General features: G+C 69.0%; 14 protein-coding genes and 1 pseudogene. 9 read left to right on the top strand and 6 right to left on the bottom strand.

Translation table 11 applies throughout. From position 1 onward, the window contains the following. The first annotated feature begins 89 nt into the window (after positions 1-89). The 4 genes from AC1DXX_RS13835 (at position 90) to AC1DXX_RS13820 (ending at position 10,603) form a co-directional block, all read left to right on the top strand. Positions 90-308, top strand: coding sequence for a hypothetical protein (locus AC1DXX_RS13835; protein ID WP_478134774.1), 219 nt, complete (start codon positions 90-92; stop codon positions 306-308). Positions 309-402: 94 nt separating this feature from the next. After that, entirely contained in the window at positions 403-8,610 is an 8,208-nt protein-coding gene (locus AC1DXX_RS13830) for a glycoside hydrolase family 94 protein (protein ID WP_478134773.1), read from the top strand. A gap of 30 nt (positions 8,611-8,640) precedes the next feature. Next, entirely contained in the window at positions 8,641-9,168 is a 528-nt protein-coding gene (locus AC1DXX_RS13825) for a hypothetical protein (RefSeq protein WP_478134772.1), read from the top strand. A gap of 199 nt (positions 9,169-9,367) precedes the next feature. Further along, complete coding sequence (locus tag AC1DXX_RS13820) at positions 9,368-10,603, top strand: MFS transporter (protein WP_478134771.1); 1,236 nt, start codon at positions 9,368-9,370, stop codon at positions 10,601-10,603. Here AC1DXX_RS13820 and AC1DXX_RS13815 read toward each other — a convergent pair. Next, the gene (locus AC1DXX_RS13815; protein ID WP_478134770.1) at positions 10,587-11,525 is read right to left on the bottom strand and encodes a LysR family transcriptional regulator; all 939 of its coding nucleotides are present in this window, start codon (positions 11,523-11,525) and stop codon (positions 10,587-10,589) included. The two genes, AC1DXX_RS13820 and AC1DXX_RS13815, sit on opposite strands and share 17 nt — an antisense overlap. A 49-nt stretch (positions 11,526-11,574) precedes the next feature. On the opposite strand from AC1DXX_RS13815, the gene AC1DXX_RS13810 reads away from it, so the two are divergent. Next, positions 11,575-12,099 (top strand): N-acetyltransferase family protein, encoded by a 525-nt coding sequence (locus AC1DXX_RS13810; protein ID WP_478134769.1) that lies wholly within the window; start codon positions 11,575-11,577, stop codon positions 12,097-12,099. A 13-nt stretch (positions 12,100-12,112) separates the two neighbouring features. Here the strand turns inward: AC1DXX_RS13810 and AC1DXX_RS13805 are convergent, their stop codons facing one another. From AC1DXX_RS13805 to AC1DXX_RS13795, 3 genes are read right to left on the bottom strand one after another with little or no spacing between them, the layout of a single operon-like run. Further along, positions 12,113-13,372: an AI-2E family transporter gene (locus AC1DXX_RS13805; protein ID WP_478134768.1), complete on the bottom strand. Its 1,260-nt coding sequence runs from the start codon at positions 13,370-13,372 to the stop codon at positions 12,113-12,115. After that, a complete protein-coding gene (locus tag AC1DXX_RS13800; protein WP_478134767.1) occupies positions 13,369-14,115 on the bottom strand; it encodes a LytR/AlgR family response regulator transcription factor in 747 nt (248 codons plus the stop codon). The genes AC1DXX_RS13805 and AC1DXX_RS13800 overlap by 4 nt, the downstream gene beginning before the upstream one ends. After that, positions 14,112-15,185 (bottom strand): sensor histidine kinase, encoded by a 1,074-nt coding sequence (locus AC1DXX_RS13795; protein WP_478134823.1) that lies wholly within the window; start codon positions 15,183-15,185, stop codon positions 14,112-14,114. Before AC1DXX_RS13795 ends, AC1DXX_RS13800 begins: the two co-directional genes overlap by 4 nt. Positions 15,186-15,243: 58 nt before the next feature. On the opposite strand from AC1DXX_RS13795, the gene argH reads away from it, so the two are divergent. Next, positions 15,244-16,641, top strand: a complete 1,398-nt coding sequence (gene argH / locus AC1DXX_RS13790; RefSeq protein WP_478134766.1) for an argininosuccinate lyase — start codon at positions 15,244-15,246, stop codon at positions 16,639-16,641. A 31-nt stretch (positions 16,642-16,672) separates the two neighbouring features. After that, complete coding sequence (locus tag AC1DXX_RS13785; protein ID WP_478134765.1) at positions 16,673-18,148, top strand: rhomboid family intramembrane serine protease; 1,476 nt, start codon at positions 16,673-16,675, stop codon at positions 18,146-18,148. 3 nt (positions 18,149-18,151) lie between these two features. On the opposite strand, the gene AC1DXX_RS13780 is transcribed toward AC1DXX_RS13785, so the two are convergent. Both AC1DXX_RS13780 and AC1DXX_RS13775 read right to left on the bottom strand, forming a co-directional pair. After that, on the bottom strand, positions 18,152-19,459 hold the full coding sequence (locus AC1DXX_RS13780) for a hypothetical protein (protein WP_478134764.1): 1,308 nt from the start codon (positions 19,457-19,459) through the stop codon (positions 18,152-18,154). Positions 19,460-19,467: 8 nt separating this feature from the next. Further along, positions 19,468-20,004, bottom strand: coding sequence for a hypothetical protein (locus AC1DXX_RS13775; RefSeq protein ID WP_478134763.1), 537 nt, complete (start codon positions 20,002-20,004; stop codon positions 19,468-19,470). Between the two features lie 163 nt (positions 20,005-20,167). Between AC1DXX_RS13775 and AC1DXX_RS13770 the strand changes: the two genes are divergently transcribed. After that, positions 20,168-20,743, top strand: coding sequence for an RNA polymerase sigma factor (locus tag AC1DXX_RS13770; protein WP_478134762.1), 576 nt, complete (start codon positions 20,168-20,170; stop codon positions 20,741-20,743). Positions 20,744-20,765: 22 nt separating this feature from the next. Then, positions 20,766-20,984 (top strand): annotated as a pseudogene (locus AC1DXX_RS13765) (anti-sigma factor); the annotation flags it as partial.

Raw genomic sequence — 20,984 nt, 5'->3', positions numbered from 1 at the left:
GTAAGGTCAATTAAAAGAGTACGGTCGGAGACGTTCACAGTTCTCGCAATCGCGCGGCAGCTCGAGGTCGTATTTAGGAGCTCGTTGCAATGTCTACCCCGCAATCCCTGACCCATTCACAGGTCGATTTCGTCAACAACGATTTTGTGGCGCTGGCCTCTCACATGCGTCATTGTGCGCGGGCTCACGGGCGATGGTTCTCGGTGCGAAGCCACATGCAACGTGTGCGTGCACTCGCTGCGGGCCGGATTGTCACGATGGCCTGCGTCGCGGTCGTTCTCGGTATCGGGCTGTTCGCCGTCGCTTGAGGGTGACTGACCACAAACCGATACGGGCTGAGATTTCCCCTGCGAGGGGACGCACAGGCAACAAGCAACTCAGATTTCAGACAAAGGCGGCGCGATGAGTGCCGCCTTTGTCGTTGATCGCCTCGAAGGGCTCAGCCAGTACGCGCGCGCGCTGCTCCTGGGCCCCCACGATCCGGTCGCACTGCCGATCCGCGCCGAACTCTTCGGCGCCCAGCGCTTCGAGCAGCACGGCCACAGCCTCGCCCGCGCCCAGGTGGTGGAAAAGGATCGCCGTCGCGCGAGTGAGGGAGCGCCCTTCTTTCCGCGCGTGGACGAGAACCTCGAGTCGCTGCGCAACGCCTTCGACCACATCGCGCTGGTCTCGCAGAGCGGCCGCTATGTGTCTCCGGCGGCCGAATGGCTGCTCGACAACTTCCACTTGGTCGAGGCGCAGCTCCAGCAGATCCACGACGGCGTGCCGCGCAGCTACTACGCGCGGCTGCCCAAGCTCGCCACGCCGCCGCTCGCGGGATTGCCGCGCGTCTACGGCATTGCCTGGGCCTACGTGGCCCACACCGACAGCGTGCTCAACAAGACGCTGTTCACCGCGTTTCTCAATGCCTACCAGGACATCGACGAGCTGACCCTCGGCGAACTCTGGGCACTGCCCACCACCCTGCGCGTGGTGTTGCTCGAAAACCTGCGCCGCGTGGCCGAGAGCATTGCCGAGAACAAGGTCGCCCGCGAAATTGCGCATGCGGCCTGGGATGCGGCACCGCATCTTTCGGTGCAGGACCTCGACGTCCTTTACCGCGCACTGCAGAGCCACGGCCTGCAGGACAACTACCTCACGCAGCTCTGGCAGCGGCTGCCGGTCGAGCATGGCGAAAACATGCCCGCACTGGTGCGCTGGACCGAGCACCACTGTCCCAACGGCCCGGCGCTGATCGGCGATGCGCAGAACGCGCAGGCTGCCGCCAACCTCACCGTCGGCAACATCATCACCACGCTGCGCATGATCGGCCAGGTCGAGTGGAGCGACCTGATCGAACCGGTGAGTCGTTCGCTGCGGGTGCTGCGCCAGCTGCCGAGCTTCGCGCACGAGAGCGAGATCACGCGCCAGCAGATCACGCATGCGATGGAGCGGGTGGCTCGCGACACCGAACAGCCCGAGCGCGAAGTGGCGCAGGCCGTGGTGCGCCTGGCCGCCAGCGCGCCGGCCGATGACGCCGGCGCCGAAACCGACCGGGCCGACGGCACCGCCGGCTACTACCTCTTCGGCCAGGGCCGCCCCGCGCTGCTCGCGGCACTGCAACCCAGCGGACCGGCGGACCGCGCCGGCCGTCCGGTCCGCATCCGGCCAACCCGCAGCCACCTCGGCTGGCGCCTGCCTGTCTATGTGCTGGCCGTCACCCTCGGCACCGCGCTGCTGCTGGCTTCCGTGGTGCGCAGCCTGCCGCACCATGGCGACTGGACCACCGTGGCCGCGCTGGTGCTGCTGGCGTGGCCGCTCTCGGAAGCCCTGATCGCGCTGGCGCAGCGCGTCATGGCGGAGTCGGTGCGGGTGCAGGCGTTGCCGCGTCTCGACTTCGCGGCCGGCATCCCCGAACGCCACCGCCCGCTCGTCGTCATTCCCACGCTGCTGAGTTCGGCAGCAAACAACGCGCAGCTCGCCCACCGGCTGGAGCTGCACTGGCTCGCGAACCGCGAAGAACACGCACAGTTCGCTCTGCTGACCGACTGGGCCGATGCCCGGCAGGCCTCGCTGCCCGAGGATCAGCCGCTGCTGGACGATGCCCTGCAACGCATCGCCGCGCTCAATGCCAAGTACCCGGCACCCGGCGACGCGGCGCCGCGTTTCCTGCTGCTGCACCGCCCGCGCAGCTGGAGCGACACCGAAGAACGCTGGATGGGCTGGGAACGCAAGCGCGGCAAGCTCGAGATGCTGATGCGCCTGCTCGCGACCGGCGATGCCAGCGGCTTCCTGCCGCTCGCGCCGGGCCAGCGGCTGGCCGCGGGCCGCACGCCCTATGTGCTGACCCTCGACAGCGACACCGGCCTGCCGCCGGGTGCGCTGCGCGACCTGGTGTCGATTGCCGCGCACCCGCTCAACGCACCCGAAATCGATGCACAGGGCCGGCGCGTGGTCGCCGGCTTCGGCATCCTCCAGCCGCGCATCGTGACGCCGTTCCCGATGGAGCACGAGCGCTCGCTCTTCCACTGGATGTTCGCCGGCCAGTGCGGGCTCGATCCCTATGGCAGCGGCGCCTCCGACATCTACCAGGACGTGTTCGGCAGCGGCTCCTTCACCGGCAAGGGCCTGCTGAACGTGCGCGCGGTGCACGCCACGCTCGACAGGCGCCTGCCCGAAGGCGCGGTGCTGAGCCACGACCTGCTCGAAGGCGCGGTCGCACGCTGCGCCATGGTGAGCGACGTGGTGCTGATCGAAGACCACCCCCACCATGCCGGCGTGGCCGCCTCGCGGGTGCACCGCTGGTCGCGCGGCGACTGGCAACTGCTGCCGCTGATGTGGCGCGCCCGGCGCTTCGGCATCGACGCGCTGGGCCTCTGGAAGATGTGCGACAACCTGCGCCGCTCGTTGGTGGTGCCCGCTTCTTTCGCGCTGCTGGTGCTCGTGGTCTTCACGCAGGCCCTGCCGCTCGGATGGGCGCTTGCCGCGGTCGGCTCGGCACTCGTGCTCGGCCCCTTGCTCGGCGCCCTCGCCGGCCTGGTGCCGACACGGCGCGCGATCGAGCTGCGCCACTTCTTCGACGTGGGCGCCGTCGAGCTGTTGCGGGCCATGGCCGGCGCGACCTGGCAGTTCGTGCAGCTGGCAGCGCAGACACGCCTGCTGCTCGATGCGGCGTTCCGCGCGACATGGCGGCTGGTCGTCAGCCGCAGGCATCTGCTGCAATGGACCACGGCGGCACAGGCGCAGGCCCAGTCCAGCCAGCAGTTGCCGCCCTTCCTGCGCGGCGCGGCCATCAGCAGCGTGCTCTGCCTGGCGCTGGCGGTGATGGCGCACTGGAGCGCATACCCGATGATCGGGCCGCTTCTGTTCGTCGTCTGGGCGCTGGCGCCGTTCGCGGCGTGGTGGAGCAGCCGCGTCGATGCGGAGGTGCCCGACCCGCTCCGGCCGGAACAGCGCGCCTACCTCGAGAAACTGGCGCACGACACCTGGCGCTTCTTCGAGCACGTGGTGGGCCCGGAAGACAACCACCTGCCGCCCGACAACCTGCAGCTCGAACCGCAGCCGACCATTGCCCACCGCACCTCGCCGACCAACATCGGCATGTACCTGCTGGCGACCTGCTGCGCGCGCGAGTTCGGATGGATCGACACCGCGGCGCTGCTCGCACGCATCACCGCCACGCTCGACACCGTCGGCCGCATGCAGAAGCACCAGGGCCATCTCTTCAACTGGTACGACACGCAGACGCTGCGGCTGCTGCCGCCGGCCTATGTGTCCAGCGTGGACAGCGGCAACCTCGCGGGTCACCTGGTGGCCGTGGCCCAGGCCTGCCGCGCCTTCGCTGCGCAGGGCTGCCAAAGCCACGAAGAACCCGCACTGGAGGCGCTCGCGCAACGCTGCGACGCACTGCACGCCGGCATGGACTTCAGCGGCCTCTACGACCCCAAGCGCCACCTGTTCCACATCGGCCTGCGGGTCGAGGAGAACGTGCTCGACGCGAGCTACTACGACCTGCTGGCCTCCGAGTCGCGTCTGCTGAGCTTCCTGGCCATCGCCAAGGGCGACGTGCCGCGGCGCCACTGGATGGCGCTCGGCCGGCCGTTCCTGCTGGTGGGTTTCGAGCCCAGCCTCAAGTCGTGGTCGGGCTCGATGTTCGAGTACCTGATGCCGACGCTCGTGATGTCGGAGCCCGCCGATGGCCTGCTGCAGGTGGCCAACACCGCGGCCATCGCCGAGCAGCAGGCCTTCGGCCGCGCGCAGAACCTGCCGTGGGGCATTTCGGAGTCCGCCTACTTCGCGCAGGACCACTCGCTGGCCTACCAGTACTCGCCCTTCGGCGTGCCGCGCCTCGCGCTGCGTCGCACGCCGCCCGCCGACCGCGTGGTGGCGCCCTATGCGAGCGCGATGGCCGCCGTGCTCGCGCCGGTCGCGGCGGTGGCCAATCTCGAACTGCTCGAATCGCTCGGCGCGCGCGGCGAGTTCGGCTTTCACGACGCGGTGGACTTCACCACCTCGCGCCAGGCCGAGGGCCAGGACTTCACCGTGGTGCGCAACTTCATGGCGCACCACCAGGGCATGTCGCTGGTCGCGCTGTGCGATGTGCTGTGCACCAAGGCGCCGCGCCGCTGGTTCGGGAGTGCCGCGCTGGTGCAGGCGCACGAGTCGCTGCTGCACGAGCGCACGCCGCGGCAGATCATCGGCAGTGCCGACCCGCGCACACCGCCCGAGCCCAGCCAGACCGAGCTGGCACCGCTGTTCCAGCCCCGGATCGTCGACCCGATGGCGTCCGGCTTCCAGCCCACGCACCTGCTGTCGAACGGGCACTACACGGTGGCATTGCGCGCCAACGGTGCCGGCGTGAGCCGATGGCGCGCGTTCAACGTGACACGCTGGCGCGACGACCCCCTGCGCGACAGCCACGGCACCTTTTTCTACCTGCGAGAAGAAGGCCAGCGCGAGCTCACCTCGCTCACCGCGCTGCCCGCACCCGGCGCCGGCTGGAACTACCGCACCCGCTTCCTCGCCGACCAGGTGCAGTTCGACGCGGCGGGCCCCGGCCTGCAGGTGCGCACCACCGTGCTCATCAGCCCCGAGGACGACACCGAGCTGCGCAACATCACGCTGCACAACTCGGGCGAGGAAACGCGCACGCTCGAACTCATCTCCTACTTCGAACCGGTGCTGTCGAACCCCAAGGCCGACGAGGCGCATCCGGCTTTCGCCAACCTGTTCGTCGAATCGCGCTGGGAACCCGCGTGGCGCGCGCTGCTGATGTCGCGCAAGCCCCGCCTGCACGGCGACCCGGTGGTGGCCGCAGCGCACTTCGTCGCCTCGGTCGATGCGCATGTGCTGTCCATCGACTGCATGACCGACCGGCGCGCCTTCATCGGCCGCAACCGCTCGCTTGCGAGCCCCGCGCTCGACCCGCAGCCGCTGGCGGTCAACGGCACGCCGGTGAACGGCCTCGACCCCATCGCCTGCCTGCGCGTGCGCCTGTCGATCGAACCCGGCACCACTGCGCGCCTGAGCTTCGCAACCGCCGCCGACGAGAGCATCGAAGCGCTGATGCCCAGCATCGACCGCTATCTGCAGCCGATGCACGTCGAGCGTGCGACGCGCATGGCCGCCACGCTGGCACAGGTGCGGTTGCGCGACCTCAGCATCGCGCCCGCGCAGAACCTTGCGCTGCAGGACCTGACGACCATCCTCACCTACACCACGCCGCGCGTGATGAAGGACCGCGGACTCGTCGACCTGCGGCAGATCTGGCGCTTCGGCATCTCGGGCGACAAGCCCATCGTGCTGGTCTACATCCATTCGATGAACGGCATGGGCCTCATCAACGCGCTGCTGCGTGCGCAGCCGTGGTGGGGCTTCGGCGGCGTGGCCTGCGACCTGGTGGTGCTCAACAGCGAGCCAAATTCCTACCTGATGCCGCTGCAGCGCGAGATCGAGTTGCTGCGCTCTCGCGTGGCGCTGCAGACCCAGAACAGCTTTCCGCGCAACGACACGGCGGGCTTCTACCTGCTGCGCGACCACGAGGTGGCGCCCTCGGAAAAGGCCGCGCTCTCGAGCCTGGCGCGCGTGGTGTTCACGGCCGACGGCCGCGCCCTCGAAGTCCAGGTGGCCGCGCTGCATGAAGCACGCAGCCCCCTGATAGCCGACGACAGCAGCGCACCGGTGCCGCAGCGCACGCCCCTGCTGATGCGCCCCGCCGCGGCACAGTCGGCACAGGCCGCGACGACGCCGATGTCGGCGCCCGCAGGCCGCTTCGATGCCGAGAGCGGCGAGTTCCGCTTCGAGGTCGGCCTCGACAACCGCACGCCACGCCCCTGGATCAACGTGATCGCCAACGCCGGCTTCGGCTTCCAGGTGTCCGAATGGGGCACCGGCTTCACCTGGGCCGGCAACAGCCGCATGCACCAGGTCACGCCGTGGTCGAACGACCCGGTGCAGGACCCGGCCTTCGAGCACTACCTGCTGCAGGACCTCGCTTCGCGCGAGCTGCTGCCGCTCACGCCGGCCGGCCGGGGTGCCGACGGTGCGGACGATGTGCGCCACCGCGTGCGGCATGGCCAGGGCTACACGGTCTTCGAATGCCGGCAGCGCGACCTGGCCCTCGAAACCACCTTCTTTGCGGACCGCGACGATGCCGTCAAGCTGGTGCATGTGCGCGTGCGCAACGAGGGCTCCGGCCAGCGGCGCCTGCGCGCGCTCGGCATCGCCGAGTGGCAGCTCGGCGCCGCGCGCGGCGAACGGCGCACCATTCACTGCTGGAAGCCCGAAGACCAGCCCGCGGTGTTCGGCCAGCAGCGCGAATCGAGCGCGGGCTTCGGCGGCAGCACGGCCTTCCTGCTGCTTGCGGGTTTGCAGGGCGCGACGACCGGGGCCACGCAGTGGACCTGCGACCGCAACGAATTCTTCGCCGGGCACGGCATCGTCGAAGTGCCCGACACGCTGGCGCGGCGCGCCGGCAGCGGGCTCGATGCCTGCGCGGCCATCGGCGGCGAGTTCGTCGTCGGCGCCGGCGAGACCGCCGGCTTCACCTTCGTGCTGGGCCACGCCGACAACGCCGATGCGGCGCTCGAACTGGCACGCCGCTGGCGGCAGCGCGACGTGCCCGAAGCCCTGGCGCAGGCGCGCGGCTTCTGGGACGAGCTGCTGGGCCGCCTGCAGGTGCGCACGCCCGATCCGCTGTTCGATGCGATGGTCAACCGCTGGCTCATCTACCAGACGCTGGCCTGCCGCCTCTGGTCGAAGGCCGGCTTCTACCAGGCCGGCGGCGCCTTCGGCTTTCGCGACCAGCTGCAGGACGCGATGGCCTTCGCGCTCACCGATCCGCCGCGGCTGCGCGAGCAGATCCTCGTCAACGCGGCGAGGCAGTTCCCCGAAGGCGACGTGCAGCACTGGTGGCACATGCCCGGCGGCGCCGGCGTGCGCACGCATTTCTCGGACGACCTGCTGTGGCTGCCCTTCGCGACGGCGCACTACGTCGAGGTGACCGGCGACGCGTCGCTGCTCGACCAGGTGGTCGGCTTCATCGAAGGGCCCGCGATTCCCGACGGCGCCGAAGACGCCTACTACCCGCCGCATCACGGCGGCCGCACGGCCACCGTGTTCGAGCACGGCGCGCGCACCATCGACCGCAGCCTGAAGACCGGCGTGCACGGCCTGCCGCTGATGGGCACCGGCGACTGGAACGACGGCATGAACCGCGTCGGCAACGAAGGCCGCGGCGAATCGGTCTGGCTCGCGTGGTTCCTGTGCAGCGTGGTCGCGCAATACGCGCCCATCGCCGAAGCGCGCGGCGAGCACGAACGCGCCGTCCGCTGGACCGAGGCACGGCGCGGCTGGATCGCCGCATTGCACGACGCCGGCTGGGACGGCGCCTGGTTCCGCCGCGCCTTCTTCGACAACGGCGCGCCGCTCGGCTCGTCGACCAACGACGAGTGCCGCATCGACCTGATCGCGCAGGCCTGGTCGGTGCTCTCGGGCGCATCGGACGAGGCCCACACCGGCCCGGCCATGGCCGCCATCCAGAAGCACCTGCACGACGAGCCCGCCGGCCTGCTGCGGCTGCTGACGCCCCCCTTCGCCAACTCGACCAACAACCCCGGCTACATCCAGGCCTACCCGCCAGGCGTGCGCGAGAACGGCGGCCAGTACTCGCACGGCGCGGTGTGGGCGCTGATGGCGCAGGCATTGCAGGGCGACCATGAAGCGGCGTGGCGGAGCTTCGAGGGCCTGAGCCCTGCGCACCGCGCGAAGCATCCGAAGCGCGGACCCGCCTACGAACTGGAGCCCTACGTGATGGCCGGCGACATCTACGGCGCCGCGCCGTATGTGGGCCGCGGCGGGTGGAGCTGGTACACCGGCTCGGCCGCGTGGCTGCACCGCGCCGCGGTCGAAACGCTGCTGGGCCTGAGCGTGAAAGGCCGCAGGCTCTCGCTGACGCCGCATGTGCCCGCACACTGGCCCGGCTTCGAGATTGCGCTGCGGCTCGGCAAGCACAGCCTGACGCTGCAATGGGGCGCGCCCGAAGCGGCGGCCACGCCCACGCACCATGTGGCGGTGGGCGAATGGATCGACTGGCAGGCGCTGCCGGCGGATGCCGTGCTGCGGGTGAGTTAAGGTCCGCGGGCCGATTCCACCCGCAAGTTCATGACCACCATCCAGTTCCGCCGCAAGCTCATCGTCATCATCCTGCTGTGCGTGGCCGTCGCGGGCGCACTCATGCGGCACTATGCGGAGCGCGGCTCGACCACGCGCGACATCGGCACGCTGCTGATGGTGCTGTGGGTGCCGATCATCGGCAACGTCATTGCATGGCTCATCGGCAAGCGGCCGCGCCGCGCGCCGCCGGCCGAGCCTGCGACCTTCGATGCGGCGAGCACCTTCACGCCCCATCTGCGGGTCGAGCTGACGCTGCGTCCGCCGGCGCTGCGCTCGCACGACGTGCCGCTTTCCGCAGGGGAATACCGCTGCGCGCTGGTGGTCGACAACGAAGGCTTCTCGGCCCGGTGGTTCGTGCCGCAGGGCGATGTGCTCGAACGCGGGAAACCGCATGCGCTCGAGGTCGAGTTCCTGACACCGGACATCGCACGGCCCCGCTTTCCGCACGGTGCGGTCTTTCGTGTGCTGGTGGGCGATTCCTTCATCGCCGACGGCCGGGTGTTGCCGCCCGGATAGCGCAGGCCGTGGTGGCGATGGCCACCATCGGGGTGGCGCAAGCGGCCACCCGATTGCAAAAAGGACCGATTGTTCGCCCTGGGGAAACTGACTACTGCCGTCAGGCCTCTTTGTCGCAAGGGCGTCCGCTCCGACACTGGATTGCCTTCCGCAACAAGCATCGGCACACGCTTCGCCGATGCGCTCCAGGACCCCTTTCATGATGAATGCACCCAGCAGCAACCCCTGCGTCGACGATCTCGCGCCCGGGTTGGCCAGGTCGGCCCGCTCCGCCTGGCTCGCCGTCGGCTCGATCGCCGTCGGCACTTTCGCAATGGTCTCGACCGAGTTCATGCCCATCGGCCTCCTGACCGACATCGCCAGGGGCCTGAACGTGTCCGACGGCACGGCCGGCCTCATGATCACGATGCCCGGCGTGCTCGCCGCCTTTGCCGGGCCGGCGCTGATCGTCGCTTCCGGCCGCCTCGACCGGCGCACGGTGCTGATCGCGCTCACCACGCTCCTGATCGCTTCGAACCTGCTCGCCGCCTTCGCGCCCAACTTCGGCACGATGCTGGTCGCGCGCCTGCTGCTGGGCCTGTGCGTGGGCGGCTTCTGGACCTTTGCGCCGGCCGCCGCCACGCAGCTGGTGCCGCACGCTTCGCAGGCGCGGGCCATGTCGCTGGTGCTGGCGGGCGTGTCCGCGGCCACGGTGCTCGGTGTGCCTGCGGGCTCGTTCCTCGGCACGCTGTTCGGCTGGCGCGCTTCGTTCGCAGTGACCGGCGCGCTCGCGGCCGTGGTGCTGCTGGTGCAGCTGTGGCTGCTGCCCGCGATACCGCCGGTGCGCGCCATCGGCGCGCGCGACCTGCTGACGCCGTTGACACGCCGCATGGCGCAGGTCGGCCTGCTCGCGGTGCTGTTCTTCATTGCCGGCCACTTCGCGGCCTACACCTACCTGAAACCGCTGCTGCAGCAGGTGTTCGGCCTGGAACCGAACTCGGTCTCGACGCTGCTGCTGGTCTACGGCGCGGTCGGCTTCATCGGCACCTTCCTCGGCGGCAGCCTGGTGGCGCGCAGCGTGCGCGGCACCACCCTGCTGGCGGCGCAGATGCTTGCAACGGCACTGCTGCTGTCCACGCTGATCGGCAGCGGCTTCGCGGCCGGCGCGGTCGTGGTCTTCATCTGGGGCGTGGCCTTCGGCCTGATCCCGGTGGCGCTCACCGGCTGGATGATGGAAGCCGTGCCCGATGCACCCGAAGCCGGCCAGGCACTGCTCGTGAGCGGCTTCCAGGTGGCGATCGCCTCCGGCGCGCTGATCGGCGGCGTGACGGTCGACAACTTCGGCATCTCGAGCGCGATGGTGCTCAGCGGCGTGCTGGTGCTGATCGCCGCGCTCATCGTCGGCACGCTGGGCCGCGCACGCGGCGGCGCGGCGCTGGCTACTTCGGCCGAGTAACCGGCCCGGCCTTCTTTCCGGCCGCGACGACCGCATCGAGCACCACGCGCAGGGCCCTGCTCACCGGCTTGTCCCGCCGGATGACAAGGGCCAGCGTGCGGTGCATGCGGGGGTCGAGGCGGCTGATCTTCAGGTCGGGATGGGCGCCGCGGCCCGACATCGCCATGCGCGGCAAGATGCCGTAGCCCAGCCCCGCGGCGGCCATCTCCTTCATTGCCTCGACGCTGCCCAGCTCCATGACGGGCTGCGGCTGCAGCCCTTCGGCAGCGAACCAGCGGTCGACCAGCTTGCGCGTGTTGGCCGCGGGCTCGAACAGCACCAGCGGCAATGCGGCCAGGTCGCCGGGCGTCACCCGCGCCTTCAGGGGCGCGAGGTCGCGGCGGCCGATGGCGACGAATTCGTCGTCGAGCACCGGTATCACGCTCAGCGACCGGCCTGCCGCAGGCAACGTGACCAGCGCGAGGTCGATGCTGTTCTCCTCCACCTTGCGCACGTGGTCCTCGGTGTTGCCGGTGCTGACCACGATGCCGAGCGCCGGGAACTGCTCGCGCAGCCCGCGCAGCACGGCCGGCAGGAAATACAGGCAGGCCGTCGCACCGGTGCCCAGCCGGACCCGGCCCGTCACGCCGCTCGCGTGGTCGGCCAGTGCATCGATGGCATTCTCCACGGCGGTCTCGATGTGGTAGGTGTGCCGCAGCAGCTCCGCACCAGCCGGCGTGGCCTTCGCACGCTTGCCCACGCGCTCGATCAGGCGCACCGCCAGCCTGCGCTCCAGCTGGCGGATCTGCAGGCTCACCGCAGGCTGCGTGAGGCCGAGCCGGTCGGCCGCGGCGGAGAAGCTGCCGGTTTCGATCACCAGTCCGAAGGACTTGAGCTGGTCGAGGTTCAGTGTCTTTTCCAAAGTATTTCTTATGCTTTGCATAGGTTGACCAAGCTTCACTTATTGATGTCGGATCGTCAAGATTCGGGGCATGCCATCGCCAACCCTCGCTGCCATCACCCTTGAGATCCTCGACGCCGAGCCGCACCACATGCCCTCGGTGCAGGCCATCTACAGCCACTACGTGCTGCACGACCTGTGCTCCTTCGAGGAAGAAGTCCCCACCGTCGACCAGATGCAGGCGCGGCGCACCGAGGTGCTCCGGCACGGCCTACCCTACCTCGTTGCGGTGAAGGACGGCGAGGTGGTGGGCTATGCCTATGCGAGCCCCTACCGCGCCCGCTCCGCCTACCGCCGCACGGTGGAAGACTCGATCTACGTCGCGCAGGGCATGCATGGCCACGGCGTCGGCAAGGCGCTGCTGCAGGCGGTGATTGCGCACTGCACCGAAGGCGGCTTCATGCAGATGGTGGCGGTGGTCGGCAACAGCGCCAATGCCGGCTCCCAAGGCTTGCACGAGCGCCTCGGGTTCGAGAGCGTCGGCGTGCTGCGCAACGTCGGCTTCAAGTTCGGGCAGTGGGTCGACACCGTGCTCATGCAACGTGCGCTGCGCTGAGCCGGCCCCGAGGCTATTCCCCCAACAGCTCCCCGATCGGCTGCAGATCTTCGACCCGGTCGCAGATCGACTTGATCACCATCGTGATCGGAATCCCCAGCAACAGCCCCCAGACGCCCCAGAGCCAACCCCAGAAGATCACGCCGACGAACACGGCCACCGGGTTCATGCGGCTGGTGCGGCTGGTGAGCCAGGGCATCAGCAGGTTGCCGATCAGCGTGTGGATGGCGAGCGACACGCCGCCGACCAGAATGCCCATCTCCAGGCTGTTGAACTGCAGGAAGGCCACCAGCGCCGCAGCCACCAGCACGATCACCGCGCCGATGTAGGGAATGAGGTTGGTCACGCCCGCGATGATTCCCCACACGGCCGCGTTCTCGACCCCGATGAACCAGAAGGCGAAGCCCGTCGTCACGCCCACCAGCCCGCTGATCAATATCTGCACCAGCAGGTAGCGCTCGATGTTGCGGGTGATGTCGTCGAGCACATGCACCGTGACCTTCTTCTTCTGCAGGCTCGACCCGGTGATCTTGATCAGCTTGCGCCGGAAGGTGTCGCCGGAGCACAGCGCGAAGTAGGTCAGGAAGGCGACCAAGGTGAGCTGCCCCATCGCCGCGATCAGGCCGACGGTGCCGCTCAGCAGGTAGTCGCGCACATTGAAGGACGGCCGCTCGATGACGACACGCGCGACGCCCTTGCGCGCCGCGACGCGCGCGGAGTTTTCCTCGGCCGCCTTTTCAAGTTGCGCTGCCGCCTGCTGCACGCTTTCGAGCGGCGTGGCGCTGGCGCTCTTGTTCCTGCGCATGGCTTGCCCCAGTTTCTGGGCCGCGATGGGCAGCGAGTCGACCAGTTGCGTGGCGCTGCCCGAGAGCGAGTAGCCGGTCCAGCCCAGACCGCTGAACAGGCCGACGAGGATCAGCGCCGCGCCGATCCAGCGCGGCAGCTTCCAGCGGTGCAGCCGCTCAACCAGCGGCGACAGCGCGTAGGTCAGCAGCAGGCTCAGCATCAGCGGGATGAACACGGCCTGGCCCCATTGCAGCGCGAAGACGCTGGCCAGCACGGCGAGCACCACCAGCGAGGCGCTGCGCACGTCGACCGGCATGTGCAGCAGCAGGCGCTCGGGCTCCGGCGGAGCGGACTCCGCAGGCGGCTCCTCTGCCGCAGGGGCGGGCGGGGGCGGTTCCGAAGGCTCGGCGGCCGGTGGCTCGGGCGCGGGTTCCGGTGCTTCCGCGGCCGCGGGTTTCTCGGGTGGCGCGTTCTTTTCTTCGGTCATCGCGCCTCCTTGAGCACTTCGCGCACCGCGGCCAGTTGCCGCCGCGACACCGCGACAGGTTCGGGAATCGCGTCGAGCCGCAAGGCCCAACCCTCGGCGTCCTCGCCGTCGTCGTATTTCTCGAGCGCGCGGATGGCCGAGCGCGCCACCAGCGCGTTGCGATGCACCCGCAGGAAGCGGTTCGGATAGCGCTCCTCGAACTCGTTGAGCGAGCCGTCGAGGATGTGGCTGCGCGTGGCGGTGCGCACGGTGAGGTACTTGTATTCGGACTTCAGGTAGAGCACTTCCGACAGCGGCACCCGCTCGGCGCGGCCGCGGTCCTGGATCAGCACGGTTTCGGGCGCTGCATCGGCCCGCAGCGCGCGGCGCTCCTTCAGGAAGCGCTCGGCCTTCAGCAGGGCCTGCTGGAGGCGCTCGGCCCGCACCGGCTTGGTCAGGTAGTCGACCGCATCGAGCTCGAAGGCCGTGACCGCATGCGTCGCATGCGCCGTCACGAACACCACGGCCGGCGCGTCGGGGTTGCTGCGCAGCGCGCGCGCCACCTCGATGCCGTCGACACCGGGCATGTGCACATCGAGCAGCACCAGGTCGAGTTCCATCGTGGCCAGGTGCTGCTGCGCCTCCGCGCCCTGCGAGGCCTCGGCCACCACCTCGGCGGCGGGCGACCGGCAGTCGCGCAGCAGCGTGCGCAGCCGGGAACGCGCAAGGGCTTCGTCGTCAACGATCAGGGTCTTGAGGCTCATGATTCGGCGGGGATGGCAATGCGTACGCGGTAGTTCTTTTGATCCATGCCGGCGCTGAACTGCATCTGCATGTCGTGCAAGAGGCGCAGCCGGTCGCGCACATTGGCCAGCGCAATGCCGTGGCCGCGCGGCAGCGGTTCGTCGGCCCAGCGCAGCGGCGGCAGGCTGTTGACCACCTCGATCACCACCATGCTGCCGCGCCGCTCGGTGCGGATGCGCAGCCTGGCGCCCTCGGGGCTGGGCTCGACGCCGTGCTTGATGGCGTTCTCGACCAGCGGCTGCAGCAGCAGCGGCGGCAGGCGTGCATTGCTGGCAGCGGCATCGAGGTCCCAGCGGATGCGCAGCCGGTCGCCGAAGCGCACCTGCTCGATGGCCAGGTAGCGCTCGGCCAGCGCAATCTCGTCGGCCAGCGTGCCCGATTCGCCCGGGTCGGCCAGCGCCTGGCGGAACAGCTCGCTCAGGTCTTCGAGCATGGTCTCGGCCTTGGCCGGCTCCTCGCGCACCAGGGCAATGGCGCTGTTGAGCGTGTTGAACAGGAAATGGGGGCGGATGCGCGACTGCAGCTCCTCGAGCCGGGCCGTCATGGCGGCGGGCGTCTGGCCGCGCGCGCGCAGCACCATCGCCGCCATCATCAGCCCCGCGAACAGGGCCCCGGCCAGCCCACTGGCCAGCCACGGCGCGTTGGCGAGCACGCCCGTCAGGCGCAGCAGGCCGCAGCCGTAGAGCGACGCCAGAGCGCCAAGCGAGGCCCCGGCCGCGTACTGCCACTGCCGCGGCAGGCGCCCCAACGGCTTTTTCAGCCCGCAGGCCGCCACCAGCCACAGCAGGGTCGCCGGCAAGGCGCCGCCGGTGACCGTGGCGGTCTGCACCAGCCATTCGCCGGGCGTGGACACCACGAACAATGTGGCAATGGCGACCACCGCCTCGACGAACACCACGGTGCGCAGCACCACGCCGATCTGGCAGGCATCGAACGGCGAAGGCCCGCCGCGCAGGGGCGTGCGCGCCCTTTCCGACGACGTCGGGGACGTGGTTGCAGAGGTGGCCGATAAAATCGCCGGGTTGCGCATCGCAGACATCACAGATACATCGGGTGACCAACCCATTATTGCCTCCTGGACGGCTCCCATGACCCAAAACCAACTCGACAAGAAATCCGAAGCCTGGTCGGCCCTGTTCTCCGAACCGATGAGCGACCTGGTGAAGCGCTACACCTCCAGCGTCTTCTTCGACAAGCGCCTCTGGCAGGCCGACATCGAAGGCTCTCTCGCCCACGCCGGCATGCTGGCCGCCCAGGGCATCATCGGCAAGCAGGACCACGCCGAGATCGAGCGTGGGATGACGCAGATTCGCAGCGAGATCGAATCCGGCGCCTTCGAGTGGAAACTCGACCTCGAAGACGTTCACCTGAACATCGAAGCCCGCCTGACCCAGCTGGTGGGCGACGCCGGCAAGCGCCTGCACACCGGCCGCAGCCGCAACGACCAGGTCGCGACCGATGTGCGCCTCTGGCTGCGCGGCGAGATCGACCTGATCGGCGACCTGCTGGTGGACCTGCAGAAGGCCCTGGTGGACATCGCCGAGAAGAACGTCGACGTGATCCTGCCCGGCTTCACCCACCTGCAGGTGGCCCAGCCGGTGAGCTTCGGGCACCACATGCTGGCCTACGTCGAAATGTTCAGCCGCGATGCGGAACGCATGGGCGAGGTGCGCAAGCGCGTCAACCGCCTGCCGCTGGGTGCCGCCGCGCTGGCCGGCACCAGCTACCCGCTCGACCGCGAACTGGTTGCCAGGACGCTGAACATGGACGGCGTGTGCCAGAACAGCCTGGACGCCGTGAGCGACCGCGACTTCGCGATCGAGTTCACCGCCGCCGCCAGCCTGTGCATGGTGCACATCAGCCGCATGAGCGAGGAACTGATTCTCTGGATGAGCCAGAACTTCGGCTTCATCCAGATCGCCGACCGCTTCACGACCGGCTCGTCGATCATGCCGCAGAAGAAGAACCCCGACGTGCCCGAACTGGCCCGCGGCAAGACCGGCCGCGTGGTCGGCCACCTGATGGCGCTGATCACGCTCATGAAGGGCCAGCCGCTGGCCTACAACAAGGACAACCAGGAAGACAAGGAGCCGCTGTTCGACACCGTCGACACGCTCAAGGACACCCTGCGCATCTTTGCCGAGATGATCGGCGGCATCACCGTGAAGCCCGAGGCCATGGAAGCCGCCGCCCTGCGCGGCTACGCCACCGCCACCGACCTGGCCGACTACCTCGTGAAGAAGGGCCTGCCCTTCCGCGACGCGCACGAAACCGTGGCCCACGCCGTGAAGGCCGCCACCTCGCACAAGGTCGACCTCGCGGAGCTGCCGCTGTCGGTGCTGCAGCAGTTCAACCCCAACATCGAGAAGGACGTGTACGACGTGCTGAGCCTGCGCGGCTCGCTCAATGCGCGCAACATCCTGGGCGGCACCGCGCCGGCGCAGGTCAAGGCGCAAGTGGCACGCCACCGCAAGCGACTCGGCTGAGCGCGGCGAAGCAACAACCGGCAGCCGCATCGTGTTCTACGCCATCCCGCTCGAAAACAAACCGAGCTGGCGCAACCCGCCGTGGCTGACGGTGCTGTTGATCCTCGTGAACATGATCGTGTTCTGGGGGCCACAGCGCAGCGAGGAGAACGCGCGCGAGCGCGCCGCCCACTACTACACGCAGAGCGTGCTGCCCGAACTGGAGCTGCCGCCCTTCGTGGCCTGGTTGGAGAAAACCGACGCCAAGCGCGGCAAGCAGGCCAAGCGGATGCTGAACGCCGAGGCCTATGCCCCGCTGCTCGAAGGCATGCAGAACGAAAAGACCTTCCTGCAGAAGCTGAAGGCCGAAGAAGTCGTCACGCCCGCCAACCCGCAATACGCCGAGTGGAAGCGCGACCGCCAGCAGTACGAGGCCATGCTGCCCGCGCCCTTCACCGAGCGCTGGTCGCAGGACTACGGCAAGGACGCCGAGTCCAGGCCCTGGACCCTGATCACCGCCGCCTTCCTGCACGGCAGCACCGGCCACCTGCTGGGCAACATGCTGTTCCTGTTCCTGTTCGGCTTCTCGGTCGAGCTGGCGCTGGGCCGCAGCACCTACCTGACCTTCTACCTGCTGGGCGCCGTCGGCGCCTCGGCGCTGGCCGGCTGGGCCTATGCGGGCAAGGGCAGCTACGGGCTGGGCGCCTCGGGCGCGATCTCCGCGCTGATGGGCATGTACGCGGTGATGTACCGGCTGCGGCGCATCCGCTTCTTCTACCAGCTGTTCTTCTATTTCAACTACGTCACCGCGCCGGCGCTGCTGCTGCTGCCGGCGTGGATCATCAACGAGCTGATGCAGCACTGGCTGGGCGGCCAGGGCATTGCCTACATGGCCCACCTGGGCGGCCTGCTCACGGGCGCCGCGCTGATGGCCGGTGCCACGATGCTGGGCCGCGTGAAGGCGCCCGAGACCGTCAAGTCGGAAATGGCGGACGACGACGACCACTTCGAGCAGCATGTGGCCGCCGCACGCCGGCTGGCCGCCGCGATGAAGTTCGAGCCGGCGTGCGCCGAGTGGCGTGCCGCGGCCGCGCTGCGCCCCGGCGACACCGACACGCTGCGCGCCTGGTTCAACACCGCCCGGCTGCAGCCCGCGAGCGATGACTTCCACCAGGCTGCGCGCCGCATCTTCCGCCTCCCTGCCACCGACCCCGACACGCTGGCCCTGCAGCACGCCAGCTACAAGACCTACCTCGACCAGGCCAGGCCCGGCGCCCGCTTGAAGCCCGAGGACATGGCCCGGCTGGCGCGCCGCTTCACGCGGGCCCGCGAGTTCGGGGATGCCGACAAGCTGTGCCGCATCCTGCTGAAGACGGCGCCCGACCATCCCGAGCTGGCCGACACGCTCTCGGTCTGCGCCAACGGATTGCTGCACGCAGGGGAACGCGAGAAAGCCATCGGCTTCCTGCCGCACCTGCTGCGGCTGGCGCCCAACGACATGGTGACGCGCACCCTGCAGCGCGCCTGAACCCTAGGCCGCAGGCGCAGGCCGCAGCAGCCAGCGCACTTCCTGCGTCTGCTCGCTCTCGGGATAGCGCGACTCCAGCGTGGTCAGGATGGGCTGCGCCATGTCGGCGCGGCCCAGGCCCTGCACCAGCGCACGCGCTGCCAACTCGTAGGCCTGCGGAATCGCCTCGTTCCCGCGAAAGCGCCGGTCGAAACCCGACAGCAGGGCCAGCGTGGCATGCGCATCGCCGTTGCGCCATTCGGCCCGCGCCATCGCGATCACCACGGCCGCGTCGTCGAGCGCAAAGGCCTTGTCCTTCTCGCGGCAGGCCTTGAAGACCTTGAGCGCTTCCGATGCAAGGTCGCGCCGCATCAGCAGCGGGATGAAGCGCCGCGCCTGGTCGAGCATCGTGTCCTTCTTGTCCGGCATCATCAGCAGCACGCGGTGGTAGCGGCGCTGCGCGGCCAGGTCGTCGGACGCCGCGGTGCGCTGTGCCTCGTAGGCCGTGCCCAGCGCGGCGGCCAGGTCGCCCTCGGTGATCAGCTGCGCCACCTCGGCATCGGTGCGCTGCGCCGCGATCTGCTCCGGCGTGCGGCGGTCCACCGGGATGCCGTCGCCCACGCCGCCGCCGGGTGCCACGTCGATGCCGAAGGCGTCATGGTGCTGGTACATCACATAACCCAGCAGGCTCGCCATCACCCAGCCGAAGTAGATGAATGCGAAATTGACGATCGGCAGGATGATGCGGCCGTCGAACATCGGCACCACCATCGAGATCGCCACCTGCGCGCCCGTGCTCAGCAGGAACAGGAAGAAGCACAGCAGCGCATAGGGCCAGCCGATGGTGCGCATCGCATCCATGACATGCCCGGGATTCATCGCCTGGAAGAAGCTGCCCGACTGCACCAGCACGATCACCGCGGCCGGGAAGGTGAAGGACATGACGAACAACGCAACGGTGCCCAGCACCGGCTCGTACCAGGCGAGCCAGCCGACCAGAAAGCCCTGCACCAGCGAAATGGCGAAGAGCTTCCAGGGCAGGTAGGTCCACTCGTCGCTGGACTCGCGCGCAAACTCGGACGATTGCCAGATGCCGCGCGCGCCGAGCGCGATGACCTTGAAGCCGTAGCGGCTGGCCGCCAGCATGATGCCGATCTCGATGACGACGAGCGCAAGCGCATCGGGCAGGAAGAAGACGGCCTCGAAGAGCAGGCTGCAGAACGACAGCAGCAGGCCGTAGGTCAGCGGCCGCAGCTGGAACGGAAAGGCGAAGAAGCTGTTGAGGCGATGCCAGAACGGCGGCGGAGGCGGCAGCGAGTCCCGGACGATCATGGCGGCGCCTACTTGAAGAATTCGCTCTGGCTCATGGCGCCGCGGCCGCCCATGCGCACCACCGTGGCCTCGTCGGAATGCACCAGGCGCATCTGGCCGAGCTCGCGCTCCAGGCGCTGGGTGAAGCTGCTCTTGTACTGCAGCGCCGCCTCGCCCATCTTCAGCACGCTGGTGCCCTTGATGACGGCGCTCTTGCGGTCGGTGGCCACCTCGACGGCGTCGATCTGGTAGTCGTACTCGATGGTGAGGATGCCGCCCATCCGGTCGCCGACCATGCGGAACAGTTCGAAGGTCTTGCGCATCGACTCGCAGGCCTCGTCCCGGTCGTGGGTGGACTCCACCGTCTTGCCCATCATCGTGACCTTGCTCTCGATCACGACCTTGCGGCTGAGCTGCTTGCACAGCTTCTCGGCGTCGCGGGAGTAGATGGCATGGGCTTCGTTCTGGTAGTACTCGCGCACCAGCTTCTCGTCGAGCTTGCGGCCGCCGACAAGGAAGTACCACGCGCCCACGCAGAGCACGATCACGATCGCAATTTGCTTCATCCCGCCCCCGCGCGCACGCGGCCCCGCTCGATTTTGCGAGGAAGTATACGTTGCCGATTGTTTCCTGAGGTCGGCCAACGGGTCCAGGCCCAGGGACGATTGAATCCGCCGGTGTCGCGGGACCGTACCTTGTCCATGTGCATTGATGCCCGACAATTCGCGAATGACAGCACCCAGCCCCGATGCCGAACTGATGGCGCTGATCGATCGCATCGGCCGTCGCGACGAAGCCGCCCTGCGCCAGCTGTACGACCGCACCGCGCCCAAGCTCATGGGCCTGGCGATGCGCGTCGTGCGGCAGCGCGAGTGGGCCGAAGATGTGCTGCAGGAAGCCTTTCTCACGGTCTGGCGCGTGGCCGGGGACTACCGCGCCACGCTGAGTCCGCCGCTGGCCTGGCTGGGCCTGATCGTGCGCAGCCGCGCGCTCGACCTGCTGCGCCGCCGTACCGCCGACCGCGCCCAGCTCACGCAGGAGTTCGACGAGTTGATGGCCGACACCCTCGAATCCGACGCACCCAACCCTGCCGACACGGCCGATGCGAGCGAACAGGCCTGGGCGCTGCACCAGTGCCTGAGCCAGCTCGAGCGCCGCCAGCGCGAAGTGGTCAGCCTGGCCTACCTGCGCGAAATGAGCCACGGCGAGCTGGCCGAACAGCTCAAGCTGCCGCTCGGCACCGTCAAGACCTGGATCCGGCGCGGGCTCGAAAAATTACGCCTCTGCATGGGTCGCTTCGCATGACGGTGAAGAAAGCAGCCCTCCGATGAACCTCACCGCCCACCCCGAACTGCTCGAGCTGCTGGCCGCGAGCCATGCGCTCGGCACGCTGCGCGGCGGTGCCCGCCGCCGCTTCGAAACCCTGGCGCGCGAACAGGCGCCGGTGCGCGCCGCGGCGCTCGTCTGGCAGAGCCGGCTCGCAAGCATGACCGAGCTGCAGGCCCCGATCGTTCCCGATACCGCCGTCTGGACCCGCATCCGCAAC

This window comes from Variovorax sp. P4_B10 (assembly GCF_056402375.1).
This window is presented reverse-complemented; position numbering and strand designations above follow the sequence as displayed.

What these genes read in the sequence shown, in the direction of transcription:
- AC1DXX_RS13770 (WP_478134762.1), top strand. Translation starts at nt 20,168, where the DNA reads ATGACAGCACCCAGCCCCGATGCCGAACTGATGGCGCTGATCGATCGC.
- AC1DXX_RS13835 (WP_478134774.1), top strand. Translation starts at nt 90, where the DNA reads ATGTCTACCCCGCAATCCCTGACCCATTCACAGGTCGATTTCGTCAAC.
- AC1DXX_RS13810 (WP_478134769.1), top strand. Translation starts at nt 11,575, where the DNA reads ATGCCATCGCCAACCCTCGCTGCCATCACCCTTGAGATCCTCGACGCC.
- AC1DXX_RS13820 (WP_478134771.1), top strand. Translation starts at nt 9,368, where the DNA reads ATGATGAATGCACCCAGCAGCAACCCCTGCGTCGACGATCTCGCGCCC.
- AC1DXX_RS13795 (WP_478134823.1), bottom strand. Translation starts at nt 15,185, where the DNA reads ATGCGCAACCCGGCGATTTTATCGGCCACCTCTGCAACCACGTCCCCG.
- AC1DXX_RS13830 (WP_478134773.1), top strand. Translation starts at nt 403, where the DNA reads ATGAGTGCCGCCTTTGTCGTTGATCGCCTCGAAGGGCTCAGCCAGTAC.
- AC1DXX_RS13805 (WP_478134768.1), bottom strand. Translation starts at nt 13,372, where the DNA reads ATGACCGAAGAAAAGAACGCGCCACCCGAGAAACCCGCGGCCGCGGAA.
- AC1DXX_RS13815 (WP_478134770.1), bottom strand. Translation starts at nt 11,525, where the DNA reads ATGCAAAGCATAAGAAATACTTTGGAAAAGACACTGAACCTCGACCAG.
- AC1DXX_RS13775 (WP_478134763.1), bottom strand. Translation starts at nt 20,004, where the DNA reads ATGAAGCAAATTGCGATCGTGATCGTGCTCTGCGTGGGCGCGTGGTAC.
- AC1DXX_RS13780 (WP_478134764.1), bottom strand. Translation starts at nt 19,459, where the DNA reads ATGATCGTCCGGGACTCGCTGCCGCCTCCGCCGCCGTTCTGGCATCGC.
- AC1DXX_RS13825 (WP_478134772.1), top strand. Translation starts at nt 8,641, where the DNA reads ATGACCACCATCCAGTTCCGCCGCAAGCTCATCGTCATCATCCTGCTG.
- AC1DXX_RS13800 (WP_478134767.1), bottom strand. Translation starts at nt 14,115, where the DNA reads ATGAGCCTCAAGACCCTGATCGTTGACGACGAAGCCCTTGCGCGTTCC.
- argH (WP_478134766.1), top strand. Translation starts at nt 15,244, where the DNA reads ATGACCCAAAACCAACTCGACAAGAAATCCGAAGCCTGGTCGGCCCTG.